This is a genomic window from Vibrio sp. B1FIG11, assembly GCF_905175335.1.
Classification (GTDB): domain Bacteria; phylum Pseudomonadota; class Gammaproteobacteria; order Enterobacterales; family Vibrionaceae; genus Vibrio; species Vibrio campbellii.
In genome coordinates this window covers 2,401,051-2,423,849 of the sequence record NZ_HG992751.1, presented here as the reverse complement: position 1 = coordinate 2,423,849, position 22,799 = coordinate 2,401,051, and the positions used below count along the sequence as shown (strand labels likewise).

The following is a 22,799-nucleotide window of genomic DNA, read 5'->3' as shown; positions in this document are numbered from 1 at the left end:
GTTAAGTATGTGAAGTGACGCATAAAAACATACTTAATGTAGGGTTAATCGCGGCAAGGTGCACTCGGTCAACTTTTTTTTGCTGAAAGCATAGCACTCTAGTGTGAGTTGTTGTTTGGGGAGGAAGTGTATGTTTCAGTTTATGACTGCGACACGGATTATCTTCGGCGAGGGGGCGCTCCAATCTTCGCTGTCTGTAATCAATCAATTTGGCTACAGCGTTTTACTGGTCACGGGTAAAGATACGCAACGAGCCACACCTATCATTAATTATCTAAAAGCGCAGAACATGCGTTATCAGCATGTCGCCATTAATGGCGAACCTAATATCACCATGGTGGAAGAAACTGCCGTGCTCGGGCGCAAGTTTCAACCGGACATGGTCATTGCAATTGGTGGGGGCAGTGTCATTGATATGGGCAAAGCACTTGCCGCTATCATCCCCAACCAAGGTGATGTCTATGATTACGTCGAAGTGGTTGGGCGAAACGTACCTTTAAAAACCAAACCGATTCATTTTATTGCAATTCCTACTACAGCAAGTACTGGATCTGAAGTGACCAGAAATGCGGTGCTCAAGTCGGGACAAGATCAAGTGAAGGTCAGTTTAAGAAGCCCGGACATGCTTGCTGATGTAGCGATAGTCGATCCCACGTTAACCTATGGCACTGATCAATATACCTCTGGTCGCGGAGCGATGGATGCGTTTACTCACCTTATGGAAGCTTACGTATGTGGTGATCCTAATCCGCTCACTGACATGGTGTGTGAGGAAGGACTACGTCGATTAAGTCGTTCAGTCATTGCTGGGTGTAAGCAAGACAGTCACAAAGCCAGAGCAGACCTTTCTTTTGCAGCACTTTTGGGTGGAATGGCCATCACCAACGCTAAGCTAGGCGCTGCGCACGGTTTAGCTTCTGCATTGGGTGGCAAGCTTGATGCTCCTCACAGTGTAATTACCGCGCGTTTGGCTCCTCATGTTATGCAAGAAAATATTAATGCTGCAAAAAGGGCAGGGCGCAGCGACGTAATAAGCCGTTACAAGCGATTGGCGCAACTCGTCACGGAAAGAACCAATGCCAACGAGCATGACGGCGTACTTTGGGTGAGAATGGTGCTGGATAAGCTTGAGTTGCCTCAGCTTGGAAAATTTGGTGTGTGTCAGACGTCGTTTGAACAAGTCGCCGATGATGCACTAAAGTCAGTCGCTATCAAAGGTAACCCATTACCGCTTACACAAGATCGTTTGGTTTACATTCTTCGCCAAGTTTGTGATTGCAGTGATGCCTGCATGGGCGAGAGTGAGGGCAGCCAACATGTCAGCTCAGTAGAGGTGTTGGAGTCACGTTCCGATCTCTCAGATGTGAATCAATAGAAATACGATTGACCAGATACGAAAAGGAGAGCTATTTAGCTCCCCTTTCTATTTTTTATTACTGACTAAGTCGCTTCGTTAGTATTGACTCAGCTTGTCGTAGCGGCTGTCTTTCAGCGCGTCTTTTACTCGCTTCAAGTTCTCACGGAAGCCAGTGCCACGGCGCAGAGTAAAGCCAGTGGCTAGCACATCGATCACCGTCATTTGTACTACGCGACTTGCCATTGGCATGTAAACGTCAGTGTCTTCTGGTACGTCTAGAGTAATAGCCAGTGAGCTTGCTTTCTCTAGCGGTGAATCTTTTGCTGTGATAGCAATAACGGTTGCACCGTTTTCACGTGCAAGGTTCGCAATCTCAACTTGGCTCTTAGTACGACCCGTATGAGAAATCAGAACGATCACGTCGTTATCACTGCAGTTAATGCAGCTCATGCGTTGCATTACGATGTCTTCAAAACAAGTAATTGGAATGTTGAAGCGGATAAACTTGTTTTGAGCGTCACGCGCAACAGAAGAAGAGGCGCCTAGACCGAAGAATGAGATGCGCTTCGCTTGAGTCAACAGATCAACCGCACGGTTAACTTGCATCGCATCAAGGCTGTTTTTCGCAACATCCAAACACGCCATTGTCGATTCAAAAATCTTGTGCGTGTAGGCATCAGGGCCATCGTCTTCTTCCACGTTACGGTTAACGTAAGGTGTACCATTGGCAAGGCTTTGCGCAAGGTGAAGTTTAAAGTCCGGGAAACCTTTGGTATCCAGACGGCGACAGAAACGGTTTACAGTAGGCTCACTCACGTCAGCCATTTTTGCTAACGTTGCAATGCTTGAATGAATTGCAGTTTGTGGAGACGCCATAATTACTTCCGCAACTTTGCGCTCTGACTTACTGAAATTCTCCAGATTTTTTTTGAATTTTTTCTAATGTATTCATAGTGTTCACGAGGGTATAGAGAACAACTCGCTGGCTCTGCTAACGGGTGGAAACCCAAGGGCTTCTCGGTCTAGAGGGGCGTTAACGAAAACTACCAGCGCCATAAAATCAGTATAAACCCGATCCACAATCTGGCTAAACCAAATACGGTTACTATTTCGTGAGAATTTGACAAGCCTCAAACAAAATGTTGTAAAAACTACAGAATTGGATGTGGGATAGTTGGTTTGTTGCTCTAGTGGCACAATAATGATGTTTGAGTTACACCAAAACGAAAGAAATTTTCAATTTGATGTAACTCTCATTGACGCTTAGGAATTGAGAATGTCTTCGACTGTTTCTTCAATCTTCGTCATTAAACTTGGAGCTTGCAAAGCAATTTCGCGTTGTTCATCCAGAACAGCATTTAGAATATCGTTCGTGGTCAATGGGTTGGCTAATACAACACGGAAAACGATGGTGTTCATACGCTGCCATTGGCCTGGGTTCAGTCGAGTACGAGAAACGAATGATTTACCTGTTTCACGTTGACGCTTTTGGATAAATTGAGTCAGCTGGTTTAACAACTCGTTCAATTTCTCTTTCTGCGTACCTTGTGCTTTTTCTAGCGCTGCTCGCATATGAGTTGGCAAGTAGCGATAGGTCAGTAGGCAAAGCTCAGGCTCAGACACCAACTCAAAGTCTTCCTGCTGGTTGATAAGATCAGCAAAGTAACGAGCCTTGGCAATACTCTGATCGATAAGCAGTTCATAACCAGGGCGGCTGATGATGTGCATCGCTGCGTAAACCAGCATCGCCATACCTGAACGCGAGCCTTCCAGAGTGTGGCTGCCTAAGTCTTTTGAACCTTTACGCAAGATATACTGCGCATGATGCTCGATAGACTTCATCGCGTCTGGATCTTTAAACAGAACCATGCCCGCGCCCATAGGGATGTAGAGCTGTTTGTGGGCGTCAATGGTGACTGAGTCTGCAAGCTCAACACCGTCAAGCAGGTGACGATGGTGATTCGACATCAGGGTAGCTCCCCCCCCATGCTGCATCCACGTGAAAATGGCAATTGTGTTCCGCACAAACTTCGGCGATTTGAGCCAGAGGATCAACGCTACCCGTCTCGGTTGTACCTGCAACACCAACGACAGCGATAGGCTTGATGTTTTGTGCTTCAAGCTCAGCGATTTTCACTTTAAGGTCATCAACGATGATGCGGTTATTTGCATCTGTTTTGACAGCAACCAAGCCTTCTTGACCAAGACCAAGTACGTCAGCGGCTTTCTTTAATGAATAGTGGCCACGCTCTGAAACAAGAATTGCCAGTCCTTCATAGTCATAGTGCTTCATGGCTTTGAATAGACCTTCTTTCTCCACGCCTTTAAATGCGCCGTTCGCTTTTAATGCCTTGTTGCGTGCAACCCAAAGCGCAGTAATGTTGGCGATGGTACCGCCAGAACAAAATGCACCGAGAGAGTGCTTCGCACTGTGCATCCACTTAGCGTAGAACTTATCGTCCTGTCCGTAGATAAGGCGGTGCAGCATACCAAGCACTTGGCGTTCAAGTGGTGTGAATGCTTTCGAAGTTTCAATCTTTACCAAGTTTTGGTTTAAAGCAATCATGATCTTCGACAACGGCATTAAGAAATACGGTAGGGCAGAAGTCATGTGACCAATAAAGCTTGGTGCAGAAGTGTGAACCGAGTGAGATACCAAAGTATCAAGCAGGTGCTCGGTGTGGTCTGAAACGAACTCAGGTTGTTCAGGAATCTGAGCAGAAGAAAAGTCTTTCTCTATTTCGTGTAAAGGCTTTTCTTCTGCCACGATGTGTTCACGAAGAAATTGATTCAAGTTCTGGGAGAGACTTTCGTCGATTTTGGTCAACGTCGAATCTGGACCTTCAGGAATCGTGAAGATCTTTAACAAGCTCTCGAAGCTAACGTCAGCGGTTTTTTGTTCCTTAACCATAGCAAAGAATCTTTGTAGTTATTTTGGTAATGCGAGCGGCACAATCTAAACCAAAACGGGCGCAAAGTCCCGTTTTAATTATTGAAACCCATGTTGCTGAAATGAAATTCTTAGGCGAGGTTTATTCACACTTCTGCTTTTCAATCTTAGCAATTGATTGATTGTACTTATTAAGTGCAGAATCGATCTGTTTTGGATGGCTTAATAAGTCAGCAAAAGCAGAACGTAGGTCATAGTTCTTTGGGTGGTTTGCTGATTGGCGGTCGCTGAACGTCTTTTGTGCCGCTTGGCCTAGTTCATCGCTGCGTGTCGCCAGTTGTTTTACATCGTGCTGTTCTAGCTTCAGCCATGCTTCGACGGGTTGCTCTGTTGCAACACGGCTAGGATCGTTTTTCAAGAAGTAATGTACCGCTTCACGGTTAAGCTCAAAGTGGTGCTTACGACCTTCTAAGAACCACTGACTTACTTCTTTCAAATCAGGGTATTGCGTAACGGTTAGGTCAACGAGATCTTGGTACCACTGCAGAGAAGCATCGATGTAACCGTCGTATTTGTTTGCAAGACATTGCTGATCAGCAGCAAAAGTGAAAGTTGAGCTTGTAGCGAGGAGCGCCGCAACGACAAAGCGTTTCATTGTTATTCCTTTTGGTTGTATTCCCTTTGTAACCCTAATAGGCACTATGCCTTGCCTGTCACTGATTACCGATCCAAGAGTTAAAAATCAAAGGGCTCGATAACAAAGCGGTAAACCAGAAAATTCTCTTTGAATTGAGCATTTTGAGGTTACTTGGGTATTTGAATTTTTGCCGTATTGTAATGGATGTTAAGGACTATTCCTGAGATCTAGCTAGCAAGAGACACAAAGAAAAGCATCATTACAGGCACTAATAAGCTTAGGATAAAGCCGCTAACAATCGCGACAGGCACACATCGCACACCACCAGTGGTTTGAATCACCGGTAGGGTAAAGTCCATTGCTGTAGCACCCGCATAGCCAATAGCCGTTGAAGGATAAGTACGAATAAATAGTGGAATCGCGACCAATGCAACCAGCTCTCGCATTAACTCAATCAAGAAGGAGGCTCCGCCAAAGATTGGGCCAAATGCATCGCCCATCAAAATACCCGCCAGAGAGTACCAGCCAAAGCCCGATGACATTGCTAACGCTTGATAGAGTGGTAGGTCGAGAATCATTCCGGCAATGACGCCACCGATCATGCATGTCACTACGATCACTGAAGCGATTGCCATGCCTTGTTTATTCAAAAGAATCTGGCGCAGCGTTAGGCCACTGTTGCGCAGTTGAATACCAATAAAGAACAGCAATAGAAATAAAATCCACTCGCTTGCGGTATCAACCCAAGAAAGCCCAATAGGAAGAATTAAGCCAGCAATCAAACCACCGCCAACAACGACCACTAATTTGACTGATTCTAATGCCATAGAAGAGAGAGGAAGTTTCTTTTGATTTTGGTCCGTCTGCAAAGGCAGCAGTTTATCAACCAGTGGCAAAGCCATGAGGTTACATACACCCAAGCAAACAAAAAAAAGTGCCCGCGTAGAGGAGGATGGTTTGCAGGTTGCTACCAAGGTTATCAAGCGCGGCCAGGCTCAATCCCATCAAAGAGAGGATGACGTAAATAAGGTAAGAGGTCGATTTATTGATCTTCTCCAGTATTGACGAGCGAGAAACTGGAATTAAATAGCCCACCACTAATGGGGCGAAGATAAATAGCATCCCTGAGAACATAAAACTCAATGATTCCTTTCTGAGATAAGCAAGATAATTCAGCCACGCAAAAATGAATCAGAATACTATCTGAATGAAGTCGTGGCTGGATTTTGATGTATTAGAGATTAAAGACCGCTTGCGCTAAGCACTTCTTTAATTTCACTTTGGAAGTCAGTATCACTCATATTGCTGAGATCGTACAAGACCTCGGCGCCAGTTAAATTGAACTCTACTTCGTGATCTTCGATACGGTCATCTTGATTACGGAACATTAAGAGGTGATTAGCAATGCGAGCAATATCGAGGTAGCTGACCTCTGGACGTGAAGCTTCGTATTTCTCATTAGATGAAACTTCGCGGAAATCGTTATCAAAGCCCCATTTCTCAAGCACTAATTTACTTGTTGCAGAACAGCGGGTCTGGAATATCTGTAATGCGATATCTGGATCGAGGTAATTACCGCGATCAAGATACAAGTGGTATTCGTTTATCAAGCAGAACAAGCCGATGTCCGCCAATAAGCCAACCAACAATGCTTTCTCTTGTTCTAGATGACCATAAGTCGCAGGTTCATGCTTGCGAAACTCCTGAACCACCAACACCATGGTTGCGCCAAGCTCACGAGAAACTGCGGCACTTTTCACCAAGATACTATTACATTCTTTGGTTAAGTTTACTGAATGCTTTAATTGTTCAATCGCTTGTGCAGTGACAATGTCTCTTACGCGAAGAATACCGAGTCGAGAAACTGCCGTTATTAAGTCATTACAAGTGATATTGCGACGATTAAAGATAACGGAGTTCGCGACACGCACGACAACAGCAGCTAGGCCAGGATCTTCTAAAAGTGCATTGGCAACGTCTGCGATGGTGGTGTGTTCTTCAGTGCAAAGCTGTTGAATCCTGAGTACGACATCTGGGATCGGAGGAAGGGAAATTTTGCCAGTAGAAATAGACTGTTCTACCAGCTGAGCGAACTCAGATTCGAGTGCTTTTATAAGCTTATCTTTATTATTCGGTAGCCAGAAAAATGATAGATGTTCCATTACGACGCTGTGCTTGAGAGCTTTCGCACAGTGTACCCTCACAGTATGTTAGTTATCAATTAAATACCTGTCTCGCTTTCGCAATTGCCGTATTAATCACCATGATGCTTAATTTTTGGCAGTGATTGCGTCAAAAAAACATCGGTCTAGGAGTTGTAAATGTGAAACTAATCACGTATGTTGAATTTGTACTTTGGCATCTGTGACATAGATCCTAACTTATTTTTTAACGTTAAGTATGATTAAGACAGTTGGTGAGCGCAATTCACAAAAAATACGCCAACATATCGACAATTTATAATTCGCTACAAGCTGCTGTTTATCTGGTGACATCGCTAATCGGGGTAACTTATTCCAATTAAAGAGGTCAATGGACATGACAGACCAAGCTTTTTTTTAACTATGTAAGCAATTTTAGTGAGTACCAAAAACGTTCAATGTTTGGCGGTATTGGTTTATTCAGCAACGACGCAATGTTTGCTCTGGTAAGTAACGACTGCTGTTACTTGCGCGGTGGCAATGGCCTTGATGAAGAGTTTACTCAACTAAACTGTGAAAAATATAAGCACGTCAAAAAACAAACGACGGCAACGGTAAATTATTACGATGTAACAGAATTGTTCGATTCCGGTTTTGCTGGATTGGATGAGCTGCTACAAAAATCAATTAATTGTTCTATTAAGGAACGCAAATACCAAAAGTCTTCAGCCAGTAGACGTTTGCGTGATCTACCGAATATGCAGCTAACGCTAGAGCGTATGGTAAAGAAAGCGGGTATTGATGACGTAGACACGTTTTTGGAGCTTGGCCCAGTAGAAGTCTTCAACAAAGTAAGAGTGGCATACGGCAGTGATGTAGACGTTAAGCTGCTTTGGAAGTTTGCTGGTGCGATTGATGGTATCCATTGGAAACTGATCCAAGAACCACGCAAGAAGCAGCTACTGGCTATGTGTGAATAAATCTATTTAGTTTCACGATGATTGACTCGTTTAGGATGAAGTTAGCGAGTCATAAAAGGTGAGTGTTGAAAGCGACAAAAAGGAAGTTGATGTTTTTGACCACTTCATTTGAGTTAGTCATTGCAACAAATTAGTTTTTACCCATAAAAACCGAGGCATATGCCTCGGTTTTTTTATTTTTTGCTTCTGTTGGAGCGTAATCAAATGATTGATTAGAACTTGAAGCGAGTCGTGAACATTACTTGGTCACCGTAGAAGTCGTTGATACGCGCTTCTGCACCTAGAGAGAATAGCTCTGTAGAGTGGAATCGAGCGTAAACCGAACCGATCCAATCGTCATCGTTGTCGATAGATACGTAACCTGCTTTGCCACCCACTTCTAGCTGAGGACCAAGCCACTGGCGTACACCAAGGTTAAGTTCCATACCCACGTCTGTGCTGCTTGAGTTTGATGGCTGCACAACACGCATTAGCATTTCACCAGTTAGGTCTGCCCAGTTGTTAAGTGGAGAGTGGAAACCAAAACCTGCAGCTGAGTCGAAATCGCCATCGAATTCAGAATCGATGCGCGCAACTACGTGTGCATTTGGGTGGATTGATTTGCTAAAACCAGCACCGAATGTCACAGGGCTTGCACCAATGCGAGCTTCCATGTAGTCGTAGCTAAAGTTGCTCATTGTTGCTGGAGCGTTGTAGTCGTTCGCAGCTAGAGCTTGGCTAGATGCCAGCAAAAGGGCAGTGGCTAATAGTGTTTTACGCATAACTAACGATAAACCTTGTCTTATAGTTCCATGGGTCCAAGTAACCACTTGAACCGTAATCTGATTTGTTCGACATCATAATAAAAACCAAGGTCGACGACCAACAAAAAAGTGTCGATGTTTTGTCAAATGAGTCAATTGTGCCATGTTCACAGCAAAAAACGCGCCATGTAGGAGGTATCTTGGTGCCTTTTTCTCGCAAAACGATTATTCGCCGAAGCTTGCTCGTCTGTCAGCCATTGCATTGAGGATGGCTTCTGTATCCAGAATTGAGGTCCACGACAACAGGTTGTCATCATTTTCTATCATAAAAGCAGTCAGTTGAGACGTGGTGGCTTCCCGTAGTTCTTCACCTTTCCATGGCTTGGCGATGTAGTAATCGAGACTTCCATGATTTACAGCTTCAACGGTGTCTTCTAGGCCTGCTTGCCCGGTGAGCAAGAGTTTACGTGCCGATTTTGTGTCACCATTTTGACTGAGCTCGATTAAGAAGCTTATACCGGTCTGCTCTGGCATGATGTGGTCACAAAGAATGAGGGCGAGCTGAATGCCATCTTCCGCCATTTCTTCAATCACTTGTTTGGCTTCCGTGACGGACTCCGCGCCTTCGACCACAAAGTTATCTTCAAATGGAATCAAATCCTGAAGGACACTATCCAAGACTTCTCTTTCATCATCCACGCACAAAATCAGATATTTAGTCATGCTTCATCTCCTTCTTGAGTGATAGGTAACCAGACGGTCATGCAAGTGTACTGGTTGAGCTCAGACTCCACCTCTATCCAGCCTTTATGGCTAGCCATAATTTGTTGGCAGATAGAAAGTCCGATTCCTAAGCCGAAATTGCCTTCTTTCTTGGTTGTAAAGTTGAGTTCAAAAATGGCTTTTTGTTGTGATTTTGGGATGCCGCATCCGTTGTCTTTGAATGAGATGACAGCGTAGGTTTGATTATTTTTCTCGACCGATCGCGATCGAATAGTCAGCTCGCCTTTATCGGGGAAGGCATCAATCGCGTTGGAAATCAGGTTGGTCCATACTTGCTGCAGCGCAATGGGTTGGCAGAGCGTATGAGGCAGCGGAGCGTAGTCAGTGGTGACCTTGTGCATTTTGAGCTTGTTTTCAAAGATCACTAACGTATCTTCAATGCCTTCATGCAGATCAGCAAAGTGCAGGCTTTCATCATCGGAACGTGCATATCCCTTCAAGCTCTTCACCATGTCGGCAATGCGGGCAGCACAAACATTTATCGAGCGAAGTGATGAGCCGACTTGATGATATTGCTCTAATGTTCCTAATGTCTGTAATGAATCCGCTTTTTGACGAGTAAGATCTGTTATCAACGCTTTATCGGATTCGAGACCAAGGTTCACGACTTTTTTGGCTAGGTTCCTGTCTGGCAGGGAGTTGCTAAGCTGTTTAACGCGCTCTCTTAACTCCGCGGTTGAAGCTGGCTTAACCCTTTGGGCTCTAGTCAACAAAACAACGCCCTTTTCTTGAATGTCGTGGCTAGGGAGTTCTGTGAGCAGATTCTCCAGTGTATGCGTCAGATTTTCCACCCCGCGGAGAATGGCTGCGATAGGATTGTTTAACTCATGGGCAACGCCGGCGACAAGTTGCCCAAGCATCGCCATTTTCTCTCTCTCAATAAGTTGCTGGTGGGCAGATTCTAGAGACTCCAGAGTTTTTTGTAGTTGTAACTTGGTGTTGATGCTGCGTTGCAATCGTCGGTTGAAATGACGGAGGAGCAGGTTAGTAAAGAGCGGTAATAAGTTTGAATCGCTCTGCATTACTTTGCGGAATTCGTTTCTATCTAGTTTAATGACTTCTGTTTGAGTCAGGGTCAGTGCCGTAGAAAATGAGTTTTCTCCGGTGACAAAGGACATGCCGCCAATGATATTACCTTTAGAGTGACGAACCACCTCACGCTGCATTCCTAGCTCGTCGCGTTTGTACAGCGCAACTTCACCACTGGTGATAAACCACAAGAAACTGTTGGGTTCGCCTTCTACCGTCAGTAAGTGTTCTGGGGAGTAGGTTCGACATGCTTCACTATCGTCATCTTGTTCAAAGAAATGTTGTAGTGCGCTGATCACTTGCTCCGCCAGCTCTTCGTCAGAAAGGGAGTGGTAGTCGTTCAAGAAGCCAGCTTGATAGTTGCTCATTTGATTTTCGATGTGAGCACGAAGCACCTTGTCTGGCAGTGGTTTCGTTAAGCAATGATCTAGGCGTCCTTCATTGACGGCGGTTAAGATTGCCTCAATATCAGAAGAACAACTGATAAGGATCTTTCGAGCTTGCTCGGTATGAGGTTTACGATCTAAACCGATAAGAAAATCGACGCCGTTGAAATGCGCGTGATGGCTAGCGATAACGAGTGCCACTTTTTGTTCTCTTTCTTCGAGATATTCGAGAGCGCTCTGTGCTTCTTCTATCGATTCTACCGACAGAATATCAAACTTGCTCGAGAAGGCTGACAACTCCAAGCGAAACTGCTCGGCACTAATGGGATTGTTGTCGAGGCACAATACGGCGTAGCGGTTCACAGTGGTTTGAGCTCCGGTTAAAACTTGGCACTAACAACATATCAATTAAATACAAGAATGGTTGGGAGCTGGGTATTGTTCTCGATTAATGAACTAAAATAACCATCAATAGTCTGATATATCTCAATGTTTTATCCGTTTTGGGTTTGGGTTAGACTGAGCACAAATACTCAATAAGTGACGTTATGGAAAATCTAAAAAAAATGGGTGCCATCGGTGGCGCTATTTCTCTTGCGCTATGTTGGCCGCTAGCGGTTGGTCAGATTGGTCAATCTATTATTGAAGACGGCATTGCCAATATGAACGATGAGATGGTGAAAGGCGAGGTTGTTGAATATGACCGCGGTTACTTATCTTCCGTTGTTTTGACGCGTTACACCGTGGTTGATCCAGAAATCAAAGCGCAGCTTGAACGTGATGGTTTGCCAACAGCATTTGATGTGACCAGTGACGTAACTCATGGTTTAACAAGCCTAAGTGCAGATTCTAGATTGGTAGACGCGGATTTCTTGCCGTTGACAATGCACAGCCAAACTCAGCTTAACGGCAATACCGATTTCACGCTTGATTTAGCGAGCTGGAACTACCAAAACGACGCTCAAGGCATGCACCTTTCATCAAGTCCTGCTCAGGTTAAAGGTAACGTGACAGTTCTTGGTGATTTGAACTACCAAGTGTCGATCCCTTCGGTACAGATTGATTTTGAAAATGGCGAAGAAATTCACCTCACTGAATTGACTGGCGAGGGTAAAGGCAAACAAGCGAAAGGTTACTGGTTAGGTGAGCAATCTTTCTCACTGCAAAAGTTGGATATCGTTGATGCACAACTGGCGCCTTTGTTCCTGATTGAAAATGCTAGCTACAGCGGCAATACCTCTCTCAACGAAGCGGGTGATAAGCTGAGTTCGAAACTGGTGTTGGATGCGAAGCAAATGCGTCTAACGGATGGAACAGATGTTGATAACTTCAAGCTGGACTTTGCTATTGGCGACGTAGATAGCAAATCGTTTGATGAGATCATGTCGATTTACCAAAGCTCGCCAATGCTGGATGAGCAAGAAATCCAAAAACTGTTGCCACATATTGATGCGCTCTTCAGCAAAGGCTTTAGTCTTTCTGTGAACGAACTGTCTTTGGCGTTTGGTGAAGGTAAGTTCCGTAATGAATGGCAACTGTCTGTTCCTCAAGGCACGGACAACATCACTCAAGACCCTATGAAGTTGATGACAGCAACGAGTGGTTCACTTAACACCTATTTCTCGGATGAGCTGGTGGATCTCTACCCATTCATTCAAGAAAGTGTTGATGAGTTGATGGTGATGGAGCTTATCGAGAAAAAAGATGACGGTTATGAACTAAAAGCGCAAATTTCGGATGGGAAATTGAAGTTCGAAAATGGACAAGAGTTTCCTTTAATCGCACTGCTTATGCCAGCGATGATGCAATAGAGAAGTTTACAAAGTAAGTTTTTAGCTTTTTCAGTTTAAAAAGAGGTCGTAAGACCTCTTTTCTTGTTTTTATCCCTGCAAAAACGTGATATTAATTTCGTCATACTTACTTAGCAGGAGCAATGAGCATCATGGAACAAAATACGGACAACGTATTTAACTTCAGTGCAGGGCCAGCAGGTCTGCCAAAAGCAGTCATGCAGCAAGCACAAAAGGAGCTAATCAACTGGCAAGGTCTTGGTACTTCAGTGATGGAGATCAGTCACCGAAGTAAAGAGTTCATCAAGGTTGCGGAAGAAGCAGAGCAAGACCTTCGTGATCTTCTGAATATCCCAGACAATTACAAAGTACTGTTTTGCCAAGGTGGTGCTCGTGCTCAATTTGCCGCTGTTCCACTTAACTTGCTAGGTGATGCGGAAACTGCGACTTACATTGATGGTGGTTACTGGGCAGAAAGTGCCGTAGCAGAAGCGAAAAAGTACTGTGAACCTGACGTGTTTAATGCAAAAACAGTCATCGATGGAAAGGCTGCTGTGCTACCTGCAACAGAGTGGAAGATCTCACCTGATGCGGCTTACGTTCACTTCTGTCCTAACGAAACCATTGATGGTGTTGAAATTAACGACCTACCAGTAACGGACAAACCAATCGTTGCTGATATGTCTTCAACCATTCTTTCTCGTGAAATTGACATTTCAAAGTACGGCGTGATTTACGCTGGCGCACAGAAGAACATTGGCCCTTCTGGCATCGCGATTGCCATCGTACGTGATGATCTGCTTGGCTTGGCGAAGCAAGTACTACCAAGCATTTTGGATTACAAAGTGTTGGCAGAAAAAGAGTCGATGTTCAATACGCCACCAACGTTTGCTTGGTACTTGTCTGGTCTGGTATTCAAATGGCTGAAAGAACAGGGCGGTGTGAAAGCGATTGAGCAAGTAAACCGTGAGAAAGCGGCGCTGCTTTACGATTACATCGATCAGTCTGATTTCTACCGCAATGGTGTTTATTCAGCTAACCGCTCGCTAATGAATGTTCCATTCCAGCTTGCGAAGCCAGAGCTTGACGGCACATTCCTAGAGCTTGCTGATGCGAAAGGCCTTAAAGCGCTAAAAGGTCACCGAGCAGTAGGAGGGATGCGTGCGTCAATCTACAACGCGATGCCACTTGAGGGTGTTCAAGCGCTTGTCGATTTCATGCGTGAGTTTGAGCAACAGTACGCTTAAACATTTGCTGTGATATAATCCAAAAAGGCGTCGCAAAAGCGGCGCTTTTTGCTTTCTGCAGCACAGTGAAATCGTCAATGGAAGCATTCGCACATTTCCATGGCGCTTGTTTGAATCGGTACTTGTGGTTCGCTATGTTTGTTTTGATGTCAGTCATTTTCGAGGGTTCTTGTGAGATATCTGAGCTGTTTCCTTCTCTTGTTTCTTCCTTCTTTGATTTCCGCGCAGGAAATCCAAGTGTGGAGTGGTATTGAGTACTCCACGGTTGCTGAAATCAATGAGCGATTTCAGGAAGAGACAGGCAATACACTCGCCATCCGAGAATTTGATGTTAATAATATCCGCTCTGAGTTGCTGCTCGCCAAGCAAACCGGGATTACGGTACCTGATGTAATTTGGGTGCCTTCAGACTTTCTTGGTTTACACGATTACTTTGACCTCGCCAAGATTCCACCGAGTTGGATAGAGGAAAAGAGTATTGAACCTAAAGCTCTTGAATTAGTAACGGTAGATGGTGCCATCTACGGTGTGCCACTCGGTTTGGGGAATCACCTTGTTTTGTACGTGAATACAAAACTTACGGATGACATACAGCCGACATGGGAAACGTTATTGGAAAAAGCGAAGCAGGGAGAAAACGCCCTAGCGATGCAATATCCCAACATGTACTTTCTTATGTCGTTCGTTCCTATGTTCTCTGATCACAGACCTGAACCACTTACTGATATCGATGTCTCTGCGTTAGCAGCAGCACTCAAATTCTATGGCGCGTTGCCTGAAAAAGGGGTGGTGCACGATGAAGTATCTCAAGAGCAAGCGCGCGCTCAGTTCATTCAAGGCAAAGTCCCGTATTTGATTGATGGAGACTGGGCATTGGGTGAGTTGAAGCAGCATTTTTCAAACGAGCTGAAGATCAGCAGCTTACCGACTTACAATAACCATCACATGCATTCTCTGAGTGGTGGAAAGGTGCTCGCTTTCAATGCCGAAGCTATGGCAAATAGCGATAAACGTAAAGCAATGCGTACTTTGGCCACCATTGTACAAAACCCTGAGTTTATTGAAGATGTGATTATTAATCAGAACCTTATTTCCACGAACCGTTCCATAAACCGTAAATGGTATGATGCAAATAGCACCTATTATAGCGAGTTGTACAAAGAGCTGACGCCAGCCTATGCGATGCCAAGTACGGTCGAAATGGCGGTAACATGGGAAGCGCTTATTCGCGGTTATAAGCGTTATCGTTCGGGGATGCCAGCCAAAAGCGCAGCTCAATTTGTGGTCGATTTTATCCAAAATCACTCACAGCATATCCATCGTCGTAGGAAGTCATCATGATTAGTTTGCGTAGCATACTGACTTTGATTGTCGTTGCTGGCTCTCTTTTGCCTGCCTATTGGGTTGGGATCAGCATGATCGATAAGCACCAAGCAGACCTCTTGGTACAAAAAGAGATCAAGTTGGAAAACACTAATCAAGGTATTCAGAAAACCATCAGTGAAGATCTAACATTCATTGCTAACTTAACTCGCTGGTATTCAAAAGATCGCCTGTTAGTGCAAGGCATGGATAACGTGCTTTATTCAAGTGTTATCTGGCAAATGATTGAGACCTTTGAAGGGCTTGCAACGAACGTCAGTACGACCTACATCATTGATAAGAATTGGCAGCCGATGTACGAGAGTAACGGCTCTGTCTATCATCTAGAGAACAGCCGCCTTTTAACCAAAATTAGAGCCGCAGATACACTTTATAAGCAAGGTAAGATGTACCATACCACTTACTTTGATGAAGGCTTGGTTTATAAAGGTGGACAGAGTGGCATTGCGATTGTTAGCCCACTTTTACCGTACACTTTGTTACCTGGTTCAGAATATGAGCCTCAAGGTTATCTGGTCGTGTTGGTGTCTTACCAAGATCTGATCCAGATCTCTCAACCTTTTCTCTACAAGCAAGAATCGGTTAATTTTCACTACGGCGATGTCAGCTTGACGAAAGGAGATGACTCAAAGTTCATGAGCGACATCGTGGTTACAAACCGGAACTTTGTTGAGCCCCTAGAAATCACAATGATCCATTCGGTTTCTAACGCTGCTCGTGATCAAGAGTTGATGCAATCCAAGCAGCAGTTGTTAAACATTATTGTTGCAACGTTAGTAGTGACGCTTGTTATCGCAATTTTGGCAAGTCGTTGGCTGACCCTACCAATCCGAGAAATGACGATGGTGGTTCGTAGTTTTAAAAATAATAAGCGGCCAGATCTCACACCTAAACGCTTTCAATTCAAAGAGTTTAGGCAGCTTATGAACCTTTTAGATTCACTGTGGGTTCAATTGACGAATCACATGGACGAGCTCGAGATTCGAAACCAAGCGTTACGTAAAGCTAACCAACAAGTTCAAGATACCAATGCGCAGTTAGCGAACTTTAACCAAGTTCTAGAACACAGAGTAGAAGAGCAAACGGCAGAATTGCGTGTGAACCTAACACGAGAGGAAGCGCACAAAGCTAAGTTGATGACATTGATTAATTTCACGACCAGTCACGCTGGTGTTGGTTATCACGCTATTCCTGAAGTGATTAACTCGGGTTTGAATCGCTTGTTACCTCAGTCTGATATGCGTTTTAGCTTTACGAAGCCCAAAGGCGAGAGAGTGAAAACCATGCGTTCATCAACTGGCACTGTGGTGGGGTATTTTGATTACGGCACCTATGCGTTAGATGAAGAAGAACGCATCTTACTTGAGCTATTCAAAAAGCAGTTGTACTCATGGTTAGAACTGGAAGATTTCGCGCGCAGAGACAAACTATCTAAGTGCCTAAACCGTAAAGCGTTTGATGATGATTATGAGTTCGCTCGCCAATCGGTAGCAAAAGGTTGCTGGGACTCGATGGCAGTCATTATCATCGATATTAATGGGCTCAAAACGCTTAATGATAATTATGGACACGATCGAGGCGACTTGCTGATTTCAAAATCTACGCAATTGATTAAGTCGATATTGCGAGATGAGTTGATGCTTTATCGCATCGGTGGCGATGAGTTCGCGATCATTGCACCTGAACAAAGCCAGCAATCGCTGGAAGCATTGATAAGCTCGCTAGAAGAAGCGCAAGAAGACAAATGGATTGATCTATCGGAGCACAAGCGTCATCCACTCAAGTTCTCTGTCGGCGGGGCATCGAGTGATAATGTTTCACTAGATAATCTATTTTCCATGGCAGACGAGGCTATGTATGAGAAAAAGCGAGCCTTCTATCAACTCTCAGGCAACGAATAATCGCTAATATAAACAGCAATAGAGAGCCCTCACTCCATGTTGGAGTGAGGGCTTTTTAATGCCGAAAATTTACTTTAGGTGCAGAGTTAGGGGTTTTGCGACTGCAATTGAGGCGATGGGTGAGGCATCATCAAGCGGGTAAGAGATATTCGAACTAATGATGCCTGCGTTGTAGAGGCAGTACACAAGATCCAGTTTGATGTTGCTTTGTTCTAATTCCACGCCGGTAAACACGGTGCCGCAGTCAGAGATTTCAGTGAGGTTGACGGCTTTTTGTAAAGAGATCTTAAGTAATCGATCTTCAGCATCGTAACTGAATGACCTTACAGCGAAGTCGTCGATATTGATAATGGACTGATTCTCTTCATCAGTATCCAAGAAAATTGGGTTTACTTTATCCCTGTATCGAATCGATAGCGTTCCATGTAAATCAAATGGATAGCGAATTTTTTTCATGGTTCTCACCTGTAGGTAAATCGGAGGCAATCTACCTACCGATATTAACGAGTGAATGGAAACATGGGATAGCATCCAAGAAATAGATAAAAGCATGTTTGCTAAGTTGGTTTTGCAGAGCAAATGTGAAAACGCTAAGGAATGAGATTGAACTAAAGTGACGGCGAAGTAGTCAACAATAAGCATATTATTGAAATCTAATCTGTTATTTGCCTACGAAATGAGATTTGAGAAAACTAGAATATAAACACATTGATTTCGTGCCCTTTGGCAAAGATTGCTGATGCAAGGCCTATTGACCAAGTACGAAATAATGAAAAGACCAACGAGGCATAGGAAAGAGGGAGGTGCAATGTTGGCCTTTAATCGCAGTGGATACTCAATGATGAAATTGGGGAAGCTTACTTAGCAGATGCAGCCGGAACGTTCTGTACAGGCTTCGCAGTTTCGGTGAGAACAAACACCACAGCAAGTAAGCAGATAGAGAAATTCTGGTTGAGTAAACAATTCACTTGTCTCTATGTACATGATGGCTCGAGTATAGCGCTTAGAACCAACCTTAATCGCTCCTACAGGGTTTTCGCCTTCATAGGCGGCTACGCTGAAGCCCATCTTTAGCATGACATCTACCGAGCTTTTGAGTGTCACACTCGCATAGTAATGATGGATCTGAGCATTTTGAGCTAAGAAAGTGAACTCAGTATGCAATTGCTTCCGAAAAACACGCTCGTTCTTTGAGTGTTGACTGATGGCGTAATAAGAATACACCCCTTTGTCTTTTATCCCCTTAGTCAGCCTAAGATCGATTGAATCGATAGGTAAGCGGTTCTTTTTAATTCTATCAATCTCATTTTCAAATGTTGGTTCAGTAAAGAACATGCCAATGTTATGGCCAACTAACTCCTTGTTAGAAAGGTATTTGTAAGCGATTGCTCGACCGTCTCGCTGGTATTCAACCAGATCGATGGAAGTGAGATTATGTTTGACGTTAAGCCACTTCAACTGATTGTGAAAGTTGTTGAGACTATGGATGAAGTCTTGCTCATTACTTTGGCTGAGCTCTTCCTCGTCAATATGGTTATGCTCAATAGGAAATGGCGTGTTGTAGTCAATTCCTGAAAGAATAGACATCGCATCCTGATATCGCTGCTTCAACGACAATTCAAATTGCTCCACGTCATCTTTTAACGATGAGTCCACCCCCAAACTGCACAAATAAGGCAGCAAGTTATTTTCAAATGCCCTAAGCACCCTTACCCTTCGACTAAGGCTTGGTTGAGTGATGCCTCTTTCCCAGCGACTGAAAGTGACACAATCTATGTTGGCTAAATCACCACCTAATAGGTTTAACCTTATCGATGCTTGCTCCTGAGTTAACCCTAATGTGGTTCTTATTGATTTTAGATAACTCCCGAACACTTTACTTTCCCCCTTTGGTTTAAAACATGTCCATAGCTAAATTTGTTATATTTGGTAGAAGTTATGTGCATGATATTTCCCTGCCGAATATGTCAATTACTTGAAATGGTATTCCATTTACACACAGCCCTTAAAAATTGATATGGCGTATGGGAGGCTGATAATGCATTAATATTTATGTCGTATTTGTTCATAAATATTACGCAAATCGTATTATGTTTGTTGTTAAATTGAGAAGGCATTGTACTTATTGAGAGAATAGAAGATGCCTAGTTCAGGACTTATTTGTCCTAAATAACAATAAAAATGCCTTGAATTTACTCTCTTTTTTAGATTTGAATCTCATAGGTTAATGAAATATATACACTTATCCATACGGTAAATTATTTTTTGCACTTATCTTAAAAGTGAGAAACGTTCGGCTGGGAGAACATATTTCATATGAGTATATTAGATATTTATTAAGGAGTTAGTTGCTCAGGATTAATTAGAGTACAAGCACTAATTTTTAATGGTAATTAATACGATTTCATAGTGCTTGTTATATTAGAAGGATGACTTATATCGATTTTTAGCCATTGATGATATTGGCTTGATGTTGATGAAGAAGAGAAATAATCGATGGTTGAGCTAATAAAACTGCTGTATCTACTTTTAGTAAGCATTTACGATATGCTGTTTTTCCAATTTTAACTGACCCTATTTTATCGGGAGTATCGTAAGCGATTTTTTCTGCCCCTAGGCTTACCAAATAATCAGTAAACTGGTTATCAAAGGCGTAGTAGTACAGTTGAGTAATGTTAGAACGCTGAGCAATGTAATCGACCAATGTAGGGTGAAGAATCATGAATACCTGTTCGCTGGTCGCATAACGACTTAAACAACATAAAGCAAGTTTTCTGGCTTCTGAGTATGCCCGTGCAAGGTTAAACGGTAAGGTTTGATGCGGTGTATTAAAGCAGGTATCTAGATCTTCCACGCGAAATAAAAAAGAAATGGAATGACCGCGAACTTTTTGTGAAGCACTGTCTTTGTAGACTTTGGCAATCAGTTTCTTTTCTTCATGCATTGTTAAGAAGTCCAGATCGATCATGCCAGGATAGTGGGCATCTGCATTCAGGAAAAAGTTTTTTAACCGAGTAAGGTGAGCGTCAACCTCGTCTTCAAATAACGTTTCTTCGGTAATCTCAATCTCTTCGCTGGGCTTCAACTCTTCATAGTCTGACATCATCAATAACGCACGCTGGGAGCGAAAGCGTGTATAAAGAATATCATCTAGAAATGTCTCATCTTCAGGGGAGGGGATGGACAGTAAGAAGGGCTTTAGATTCAGTGTTAACTCACGCAATACTTTGATAGCTTTAATCGTATTGGGTGTGGTGGTGTTTCTCTCCCAGCGACTTACTGTCACTGAGTCAACGGATGCGAATTCGGGGTTCGCAAGGTTGAGCTTTGTGGCCAGTTCCCTTTGGGTTAATCCTTGTTGCACTCTCAACTGTTTTAGATAGTCTCCAAACATACATGTACCTTGTTGTTATTATTGAAAGGAGGCCTGCATTACTTTGGCCTCCTAAATTAGGTTAGTTGATTATTGAGAATATTGTTTCTTCAATAGTAGCAATAACTCAGGGCGAGTCATCCAAATTGCACTATCAAGTTTGAGGAGGCAGCGCATGTACTTTTCTGTCCCAATTTTGACGATGCCATGCACACTAGGTTCATCAAAAGCGACTTTCTCTGCCCCAATCCCAATCATATAGTCAGCCGTGAGCTTATCAACGGCATAGTAATAGAGATCTTGCACGTTAGCGTGTGTAGCTAGAAAGTCGATTCCAGTTTGATGGTCAATCCAAAAGGTTGGCTCGTCAGAGCAAAAGTGGGTTAACGCGCAGATTGCCATCTTTTTCGTTTCAGCATAGGGCTTGGTTTTCCTTATCGGTACTTTGAGATAAGGGGAGCAAAAATAGTCTCTCAAGTCGTCTGCATGAAAGAAGAAAGACAAGGAGTGCCCGTGCAACTTTCCCGTCAAGCTATCCAGATATTTTTTGCCGTAAATCTTATGATCTTGTTGATACTGATAAAGGTCAACATCAAACAGCAAGTTATGATCAATGCCAATACCGCTTAAGAAGTTCTTCAAACTTTCTTCATACTTTTCTCCTCTAGCTTCAAACAGAGGGGCTTCAACGACATCGCTTGGCTCTGCGTCTCGATTAGAACGGTATGATGTATTCATAAGCACATCTTTCGGTGAGTGGTAACGCTCATTGAGATAATGGTCAATTTGCGTTTTATCTTCATCGAACTCAATAGAGAGGAGATAGGGTCTAATATCGTTTGTGAGTGTACGCAGCACTTTCACCGCTTTAACGGGATTCGGTGACGTAATATTACGTTCCCAACGACTGACCGTTACGGAGTCGATAGAGGCAAATTCTGGATCTGCTAAATTCAGTTTTACCGCGAGTTCCTTTTGCGTAAGTTGTGCTTCAGTCCTAAGTCGTTTCAGGTAATCCCCAAACATACATAAGCCTCATGATGACTTGAATCGTATTTCATTCTTTCTTGATACCACATAAACAGTAGTAACCGTTTTTATGCTAGGCAGAGTTACCTTTACTCATGTCAATAATATGTCTGAATTTGGTTATATCCTGTTCATCTATAGGAGGCGATAACAATAATCGGTCTTGCTTATTCACATGTTAGTAGGGATAGAATTTCTGGCCTTGATAACCAAATTGCACTGTCGACGCGATATAAACAGCGTTTAAATGATTGGTTACCTATTTTTACAATGCCGTTGTCACTTGGTGTATCAAAGGCCACTTTCTCTGCATCTAAACTATTCATATAACTTACTGACCAATGGTCTACTGCATAAAAATACATATCATGAATATTCGCATGAGTTGCAACAAACTTTGCACCAAACGCACCATTTTTCCAAAAAACTGCTTCATTCGATGAGAAGCGGGAAACGGTGCAGACGGCCATAGTGCGGTTTGCTGAATAAGGTCGAGATTGCTGCAACGGAACAGGAAAGAAAGGAGATGAAAGATATTGGCGTAGCTCGTTTGCATCAAATAAGAAGGAGATATTGTGTCCAAGGATCTCTTCGCTTTCTTTGGCAATATACTTACGAGTAACGGCTTTTTGCTCTTGTTGATATTGATACAAGTCGATATCAAATAATGCACTGTTGTCTAGAGATAGACTCGCAAAAAAGTGCTTTAAGCTGTTTAGATAATCATCCTGGCTGCTCTCGAGTAGCGGTGCCTCTAGGACATCTTTACATTGGGTCGGAGCCTCATAAGAATCACTCATTAATTTGGCCCAAGGAGACTTAAATCGATACTCAACGATCTCGTCAAAGATACTTTTACCTGACTCCACTGGAAGAGAGCTAAGAAAAGGCATTAGATCTGTTGTCAGTACTCTGAGGACCTTGATCGCTTTAACGGTAGTAGGGGCAGTGGTTCCTCTTTCCCAGCGGCTAATCGTTACAGGATCAATCGAAGCAAAATCAACGCTCGCAAGGTTTAACTTCGTCGCGAGCTCTTTTTGTGTCAGTCCAACCTCTTCCCGTAGTCGTTTTAGGTATTCCCCGAACATTCACTTCCTCACATTTCGAGCTCTGGATTAGGTTATTGATTG

At 43.5% G+C, this 22,799-nt stretch carries 16 protein-coding genes and 3 pseudogenes; 6 read left to right on the top strand and 13 right to left on the bottom strand.

Annotated elements, in window-relative coordinates:
• Nucleotides 1-130 precede the first annotated feature (130 nt).
• Nucleotides 131-1,375 carry an iron-containing alcohol dehydrogenase gene (locus KHO06_RS11215; protein WP_045378341.1) on the top strand — a complete coding sequence of 415 codons (1,245 nt, stop codon included), beginning with the start codon at nt 131-133 and terminating at the stop codon, nt 1,373-1,375.
• 78 nt (nt 1,376-1,453) lie between these two features.
• Here KHO06_RS11215 and KHO06_RS11210 read toward each other — a convergent pair.
• The 5 genes and pseudogenes from KHO06_RS11210 to KHO06_RS11190 form a co-directional block, all read right to left on the bottom strand.
• A pseudogene (locus KHO06_RS11210) lies at nt 1,454-2,309 on the bottom strand (MurR/RpiR family transcriptional regulator).
• A 311-nt stretch (nt 2,310-2,620) separates the two neighbouring features.
• Nucleotides 2,621-4,268 (bottom strand): annotated as a pseudogene (gene panP, locus KHO06_RS11205) (pyridoxal-dependent aspartate 1-decarboxylase PanP).
• A 121-nt stretch (nt 4,269-4,389) separates the two neighbouring features.
• On the bottom strand, nt 4,390-4,902 hold the full coding sequence (locus tag KHO06_RS11200) for a hypothetical protein (RefSeq protein ID WP_038891356.1): 513 nt from the start codon (nt 4,900-4,902) through the stop codon (nt 4,390-4,392).
• A gap of 209 nt (nt 4,903-5,111) precedes the next feature.
• A pseudogene (locus tag KHO06_RS11195) lies at nt 5,112-6,018 on the bottom strand (lysine exporter LysO family protein).
• A 107-nt stretch (nt 6,019-6,125) separates the two neighbouring features.
• Nucleotides 6,126-7,046 carry an HDOD domain-containing protein gene (locus KHO06_RS11190; RefSeq protein WP_005428540.1) on the bottom strand — a complete coding sequence of 307 codons (921 nt, stop codon included), beginning with the start codon at nt 7,044-7,046 and terminating at the stop codon, nt 6,126-6,128.
• A gap of 437 nt (nt 7,047-7,483) precedes the next feature.
• Between KHO06_RS11190 and KHO06_RS11185 the strand changes: the two genes are divergently transcribed.
• On the top strand, nt 7,484-8,005 hold the full coding sequence (locus tag KHO06_RS11185) for a TfoX/Sxy family DNA transformation protein (RefSeq protein WP_212581594.1): 522 nt from the start codon (nt 7,484-7,486) through the stop codon (nt 8,003-8,005).
• 212 nt (nt 8,006-8,217) lie between these two features.
• On the opposite strand, the gene KHO06_RS11180 is transcribed toward KHO06_RS11185, so the two are convergent.
• From KHO06_RS11180 to KHO06_RS11170, 3 genes are all read right to left on the bottom strand, one after another.
• Nucleotides 8,218-8,766 (bottom strand): hypothetical protein, encoded by a 549-nt coding sequence (locus KHO06_RS11180; protein ID WP_005428519.1) that lies wholly within the window; start codon nt 8,764-8,766, stop codon nt 8,218-8,220.
• A 207-nt stretch (nt 8,767-8,973) separates the two neighbouring features.
• On the bottom strand, nt 8,974-9,471 hold the full coding sequence (locus KHO06_RS11175) for a response regulator (protein WP_005428532.1): 498 nt from the start codon (nt 9,469-9,471) through the stop codon (nt 8,974-8,976).
• Nucleotides 9,468-11,309, bottom strand: coding sequence for an ATP-binding protein (locus KHO06_RS11170; RefSeq protein ID WP_212581593.1), 1,842 nt, complete (start codon nt 11,307-11,309; stop codon nt 9,468-9,470). Before KHO06_RS11170 ends, KHO06_RS11175 begins: the two co-directional genes overlap by 4 nt.
• Before the next feature lie 185 nt (nt 11,310-11,494).
• On the opposite strand from KHO06_RS11170, the gene KHO06_RS11165 reads away from it, so the two are divergent.
• The 4 genes from KHO06_RS11165 to KHO06_RS11150 all read left to right on the top strand — a co-directional run bounded on the left by KHO06_RS11165 (nt 11,495) and on the right by KHO06_RS11150 (nt 17,267).
• Entirely contained in the window at nt 11,495-12,757 is a 1,263-nt protein-coding gene (locus tag KHO06_RS11165) for a DUF945 family protein (protein WP_045378356.1), read from the top strand.
• A gap of 131 nt (nt 12,758-12,888) precedes the next feature.
• The gene (serC, locus tag KHO06_RS11160) at nt 12,889-13,983 is read left to right on the top strand and encodes a 3-phosphoserine/phosphohydroxythreonine transaminase (RefSeq protein WP_045368981.1); all 1,095 of its coding nucleotides are present in this window, start codon (nt 12,889-12,891) and stop codon (nt 13,981-13,983) included.
• Between the two features lie 237 nt (nt 13,984-14,220).
• On the top strand, nt 14,221-15,324 hold the full coding sequence (locus KHO06_RS11155; protein WP_223975923.1) for an extracellular solute-binding protein: 1,104 nt from the start codon (nt 14,221-14,223) through the stop codon (nt 15,322-15,324).
• The gene (locus KHO06_RS11150; protein WP_045452897.1) at nt 15,321-17,267 is read left to right on the top strand and encodes a diguanylate cyclase; all 1,947 of its coding nucleotides are present in this window, start codon (nt 15,321-15,323) and stop codon (nt 17,265-17,267) included. Before KHO06_RS11155 ends, KHO06_RS11150 begins: the two co-directional genes overlap by 4 nt.
• Nucleotides 17,268-17,336: 69 nt before the next feature.
• Here KHO06_RS11150 and KHO06_RS11145 read toward each other — a convergent pair whose 3' ends face one another.
• The 5 genes from KHO06_RS11145 to KHO06_RS11125 all read right to left on the bottom strand — a co-directional run bounded on the left by KHO06_RS11145 (nt 17,337) and on the right by KHO06_RS11125 (nt 22,757).
• Complete coding sequence (locus KHO06_RS11145; RefSeq protein WP_005428530.1) at nt 17,337-17,723, bottom strand: hypothetical protein; 387 nt, start codon at nt 17,721-17,723, stop codon at nt 17,337-17,339.
• A 405-nt stretch (nt 17,724-18,128) separates the two neighbouring features.
• Nucleotides 18,129-19,142 (bottom strand): DNA-binding protein, encoded by a 1,014-nt coding sequence (locus KHO06_RS11140; protein WP_086369488.1) that lies wholly within the window; start codon nt 19,140-19,142, stop codon nt 18,129-18,131.
• Nucleotides 19,143-19,713: 571 nt separating this feature from the next.
• On the bottom strand, nt 19,714-20,661 hold the full coding sequence (locus tag KHO06_RS11135; RefSeq protein ID WP_212581592.1) for a helix-turn-helix transcriptional regulator: 948 nt from the start codon (nt 20,659-20,661) through the stop codon (nt 19,714-19,716).
• Between the two features lie 69 nt (nt 20,662-20,730).
• Nucleotides 20,731-21,666 carry a helix-turn-helix transcriptional regulator gene (locus KHO06_RS11130; protein WP_050913470.1) on the bottom strand — a complete coding sequence of 312 codons (936 nt, stop codon included), beginning with the start codon at nt 21,664-21,666 and terminating at the stop codon, nt 20,731-20,733.
• A 170-nt stretch (nt 21,667-21,836) separates the two neighbouring features.
• A complete protein-coding gene (locus KHO06_RS11125) occupies nt 21,837-22,757 on the bottom strand; it encodes a helix-turn-helix transcriptional regulator (protein ID WP_038891344.1) in 921 nt (306 codons plus the stop codon).
• Between the last annotated feature and the right edge of the window lie 42 nt (nt 22,758-22,799).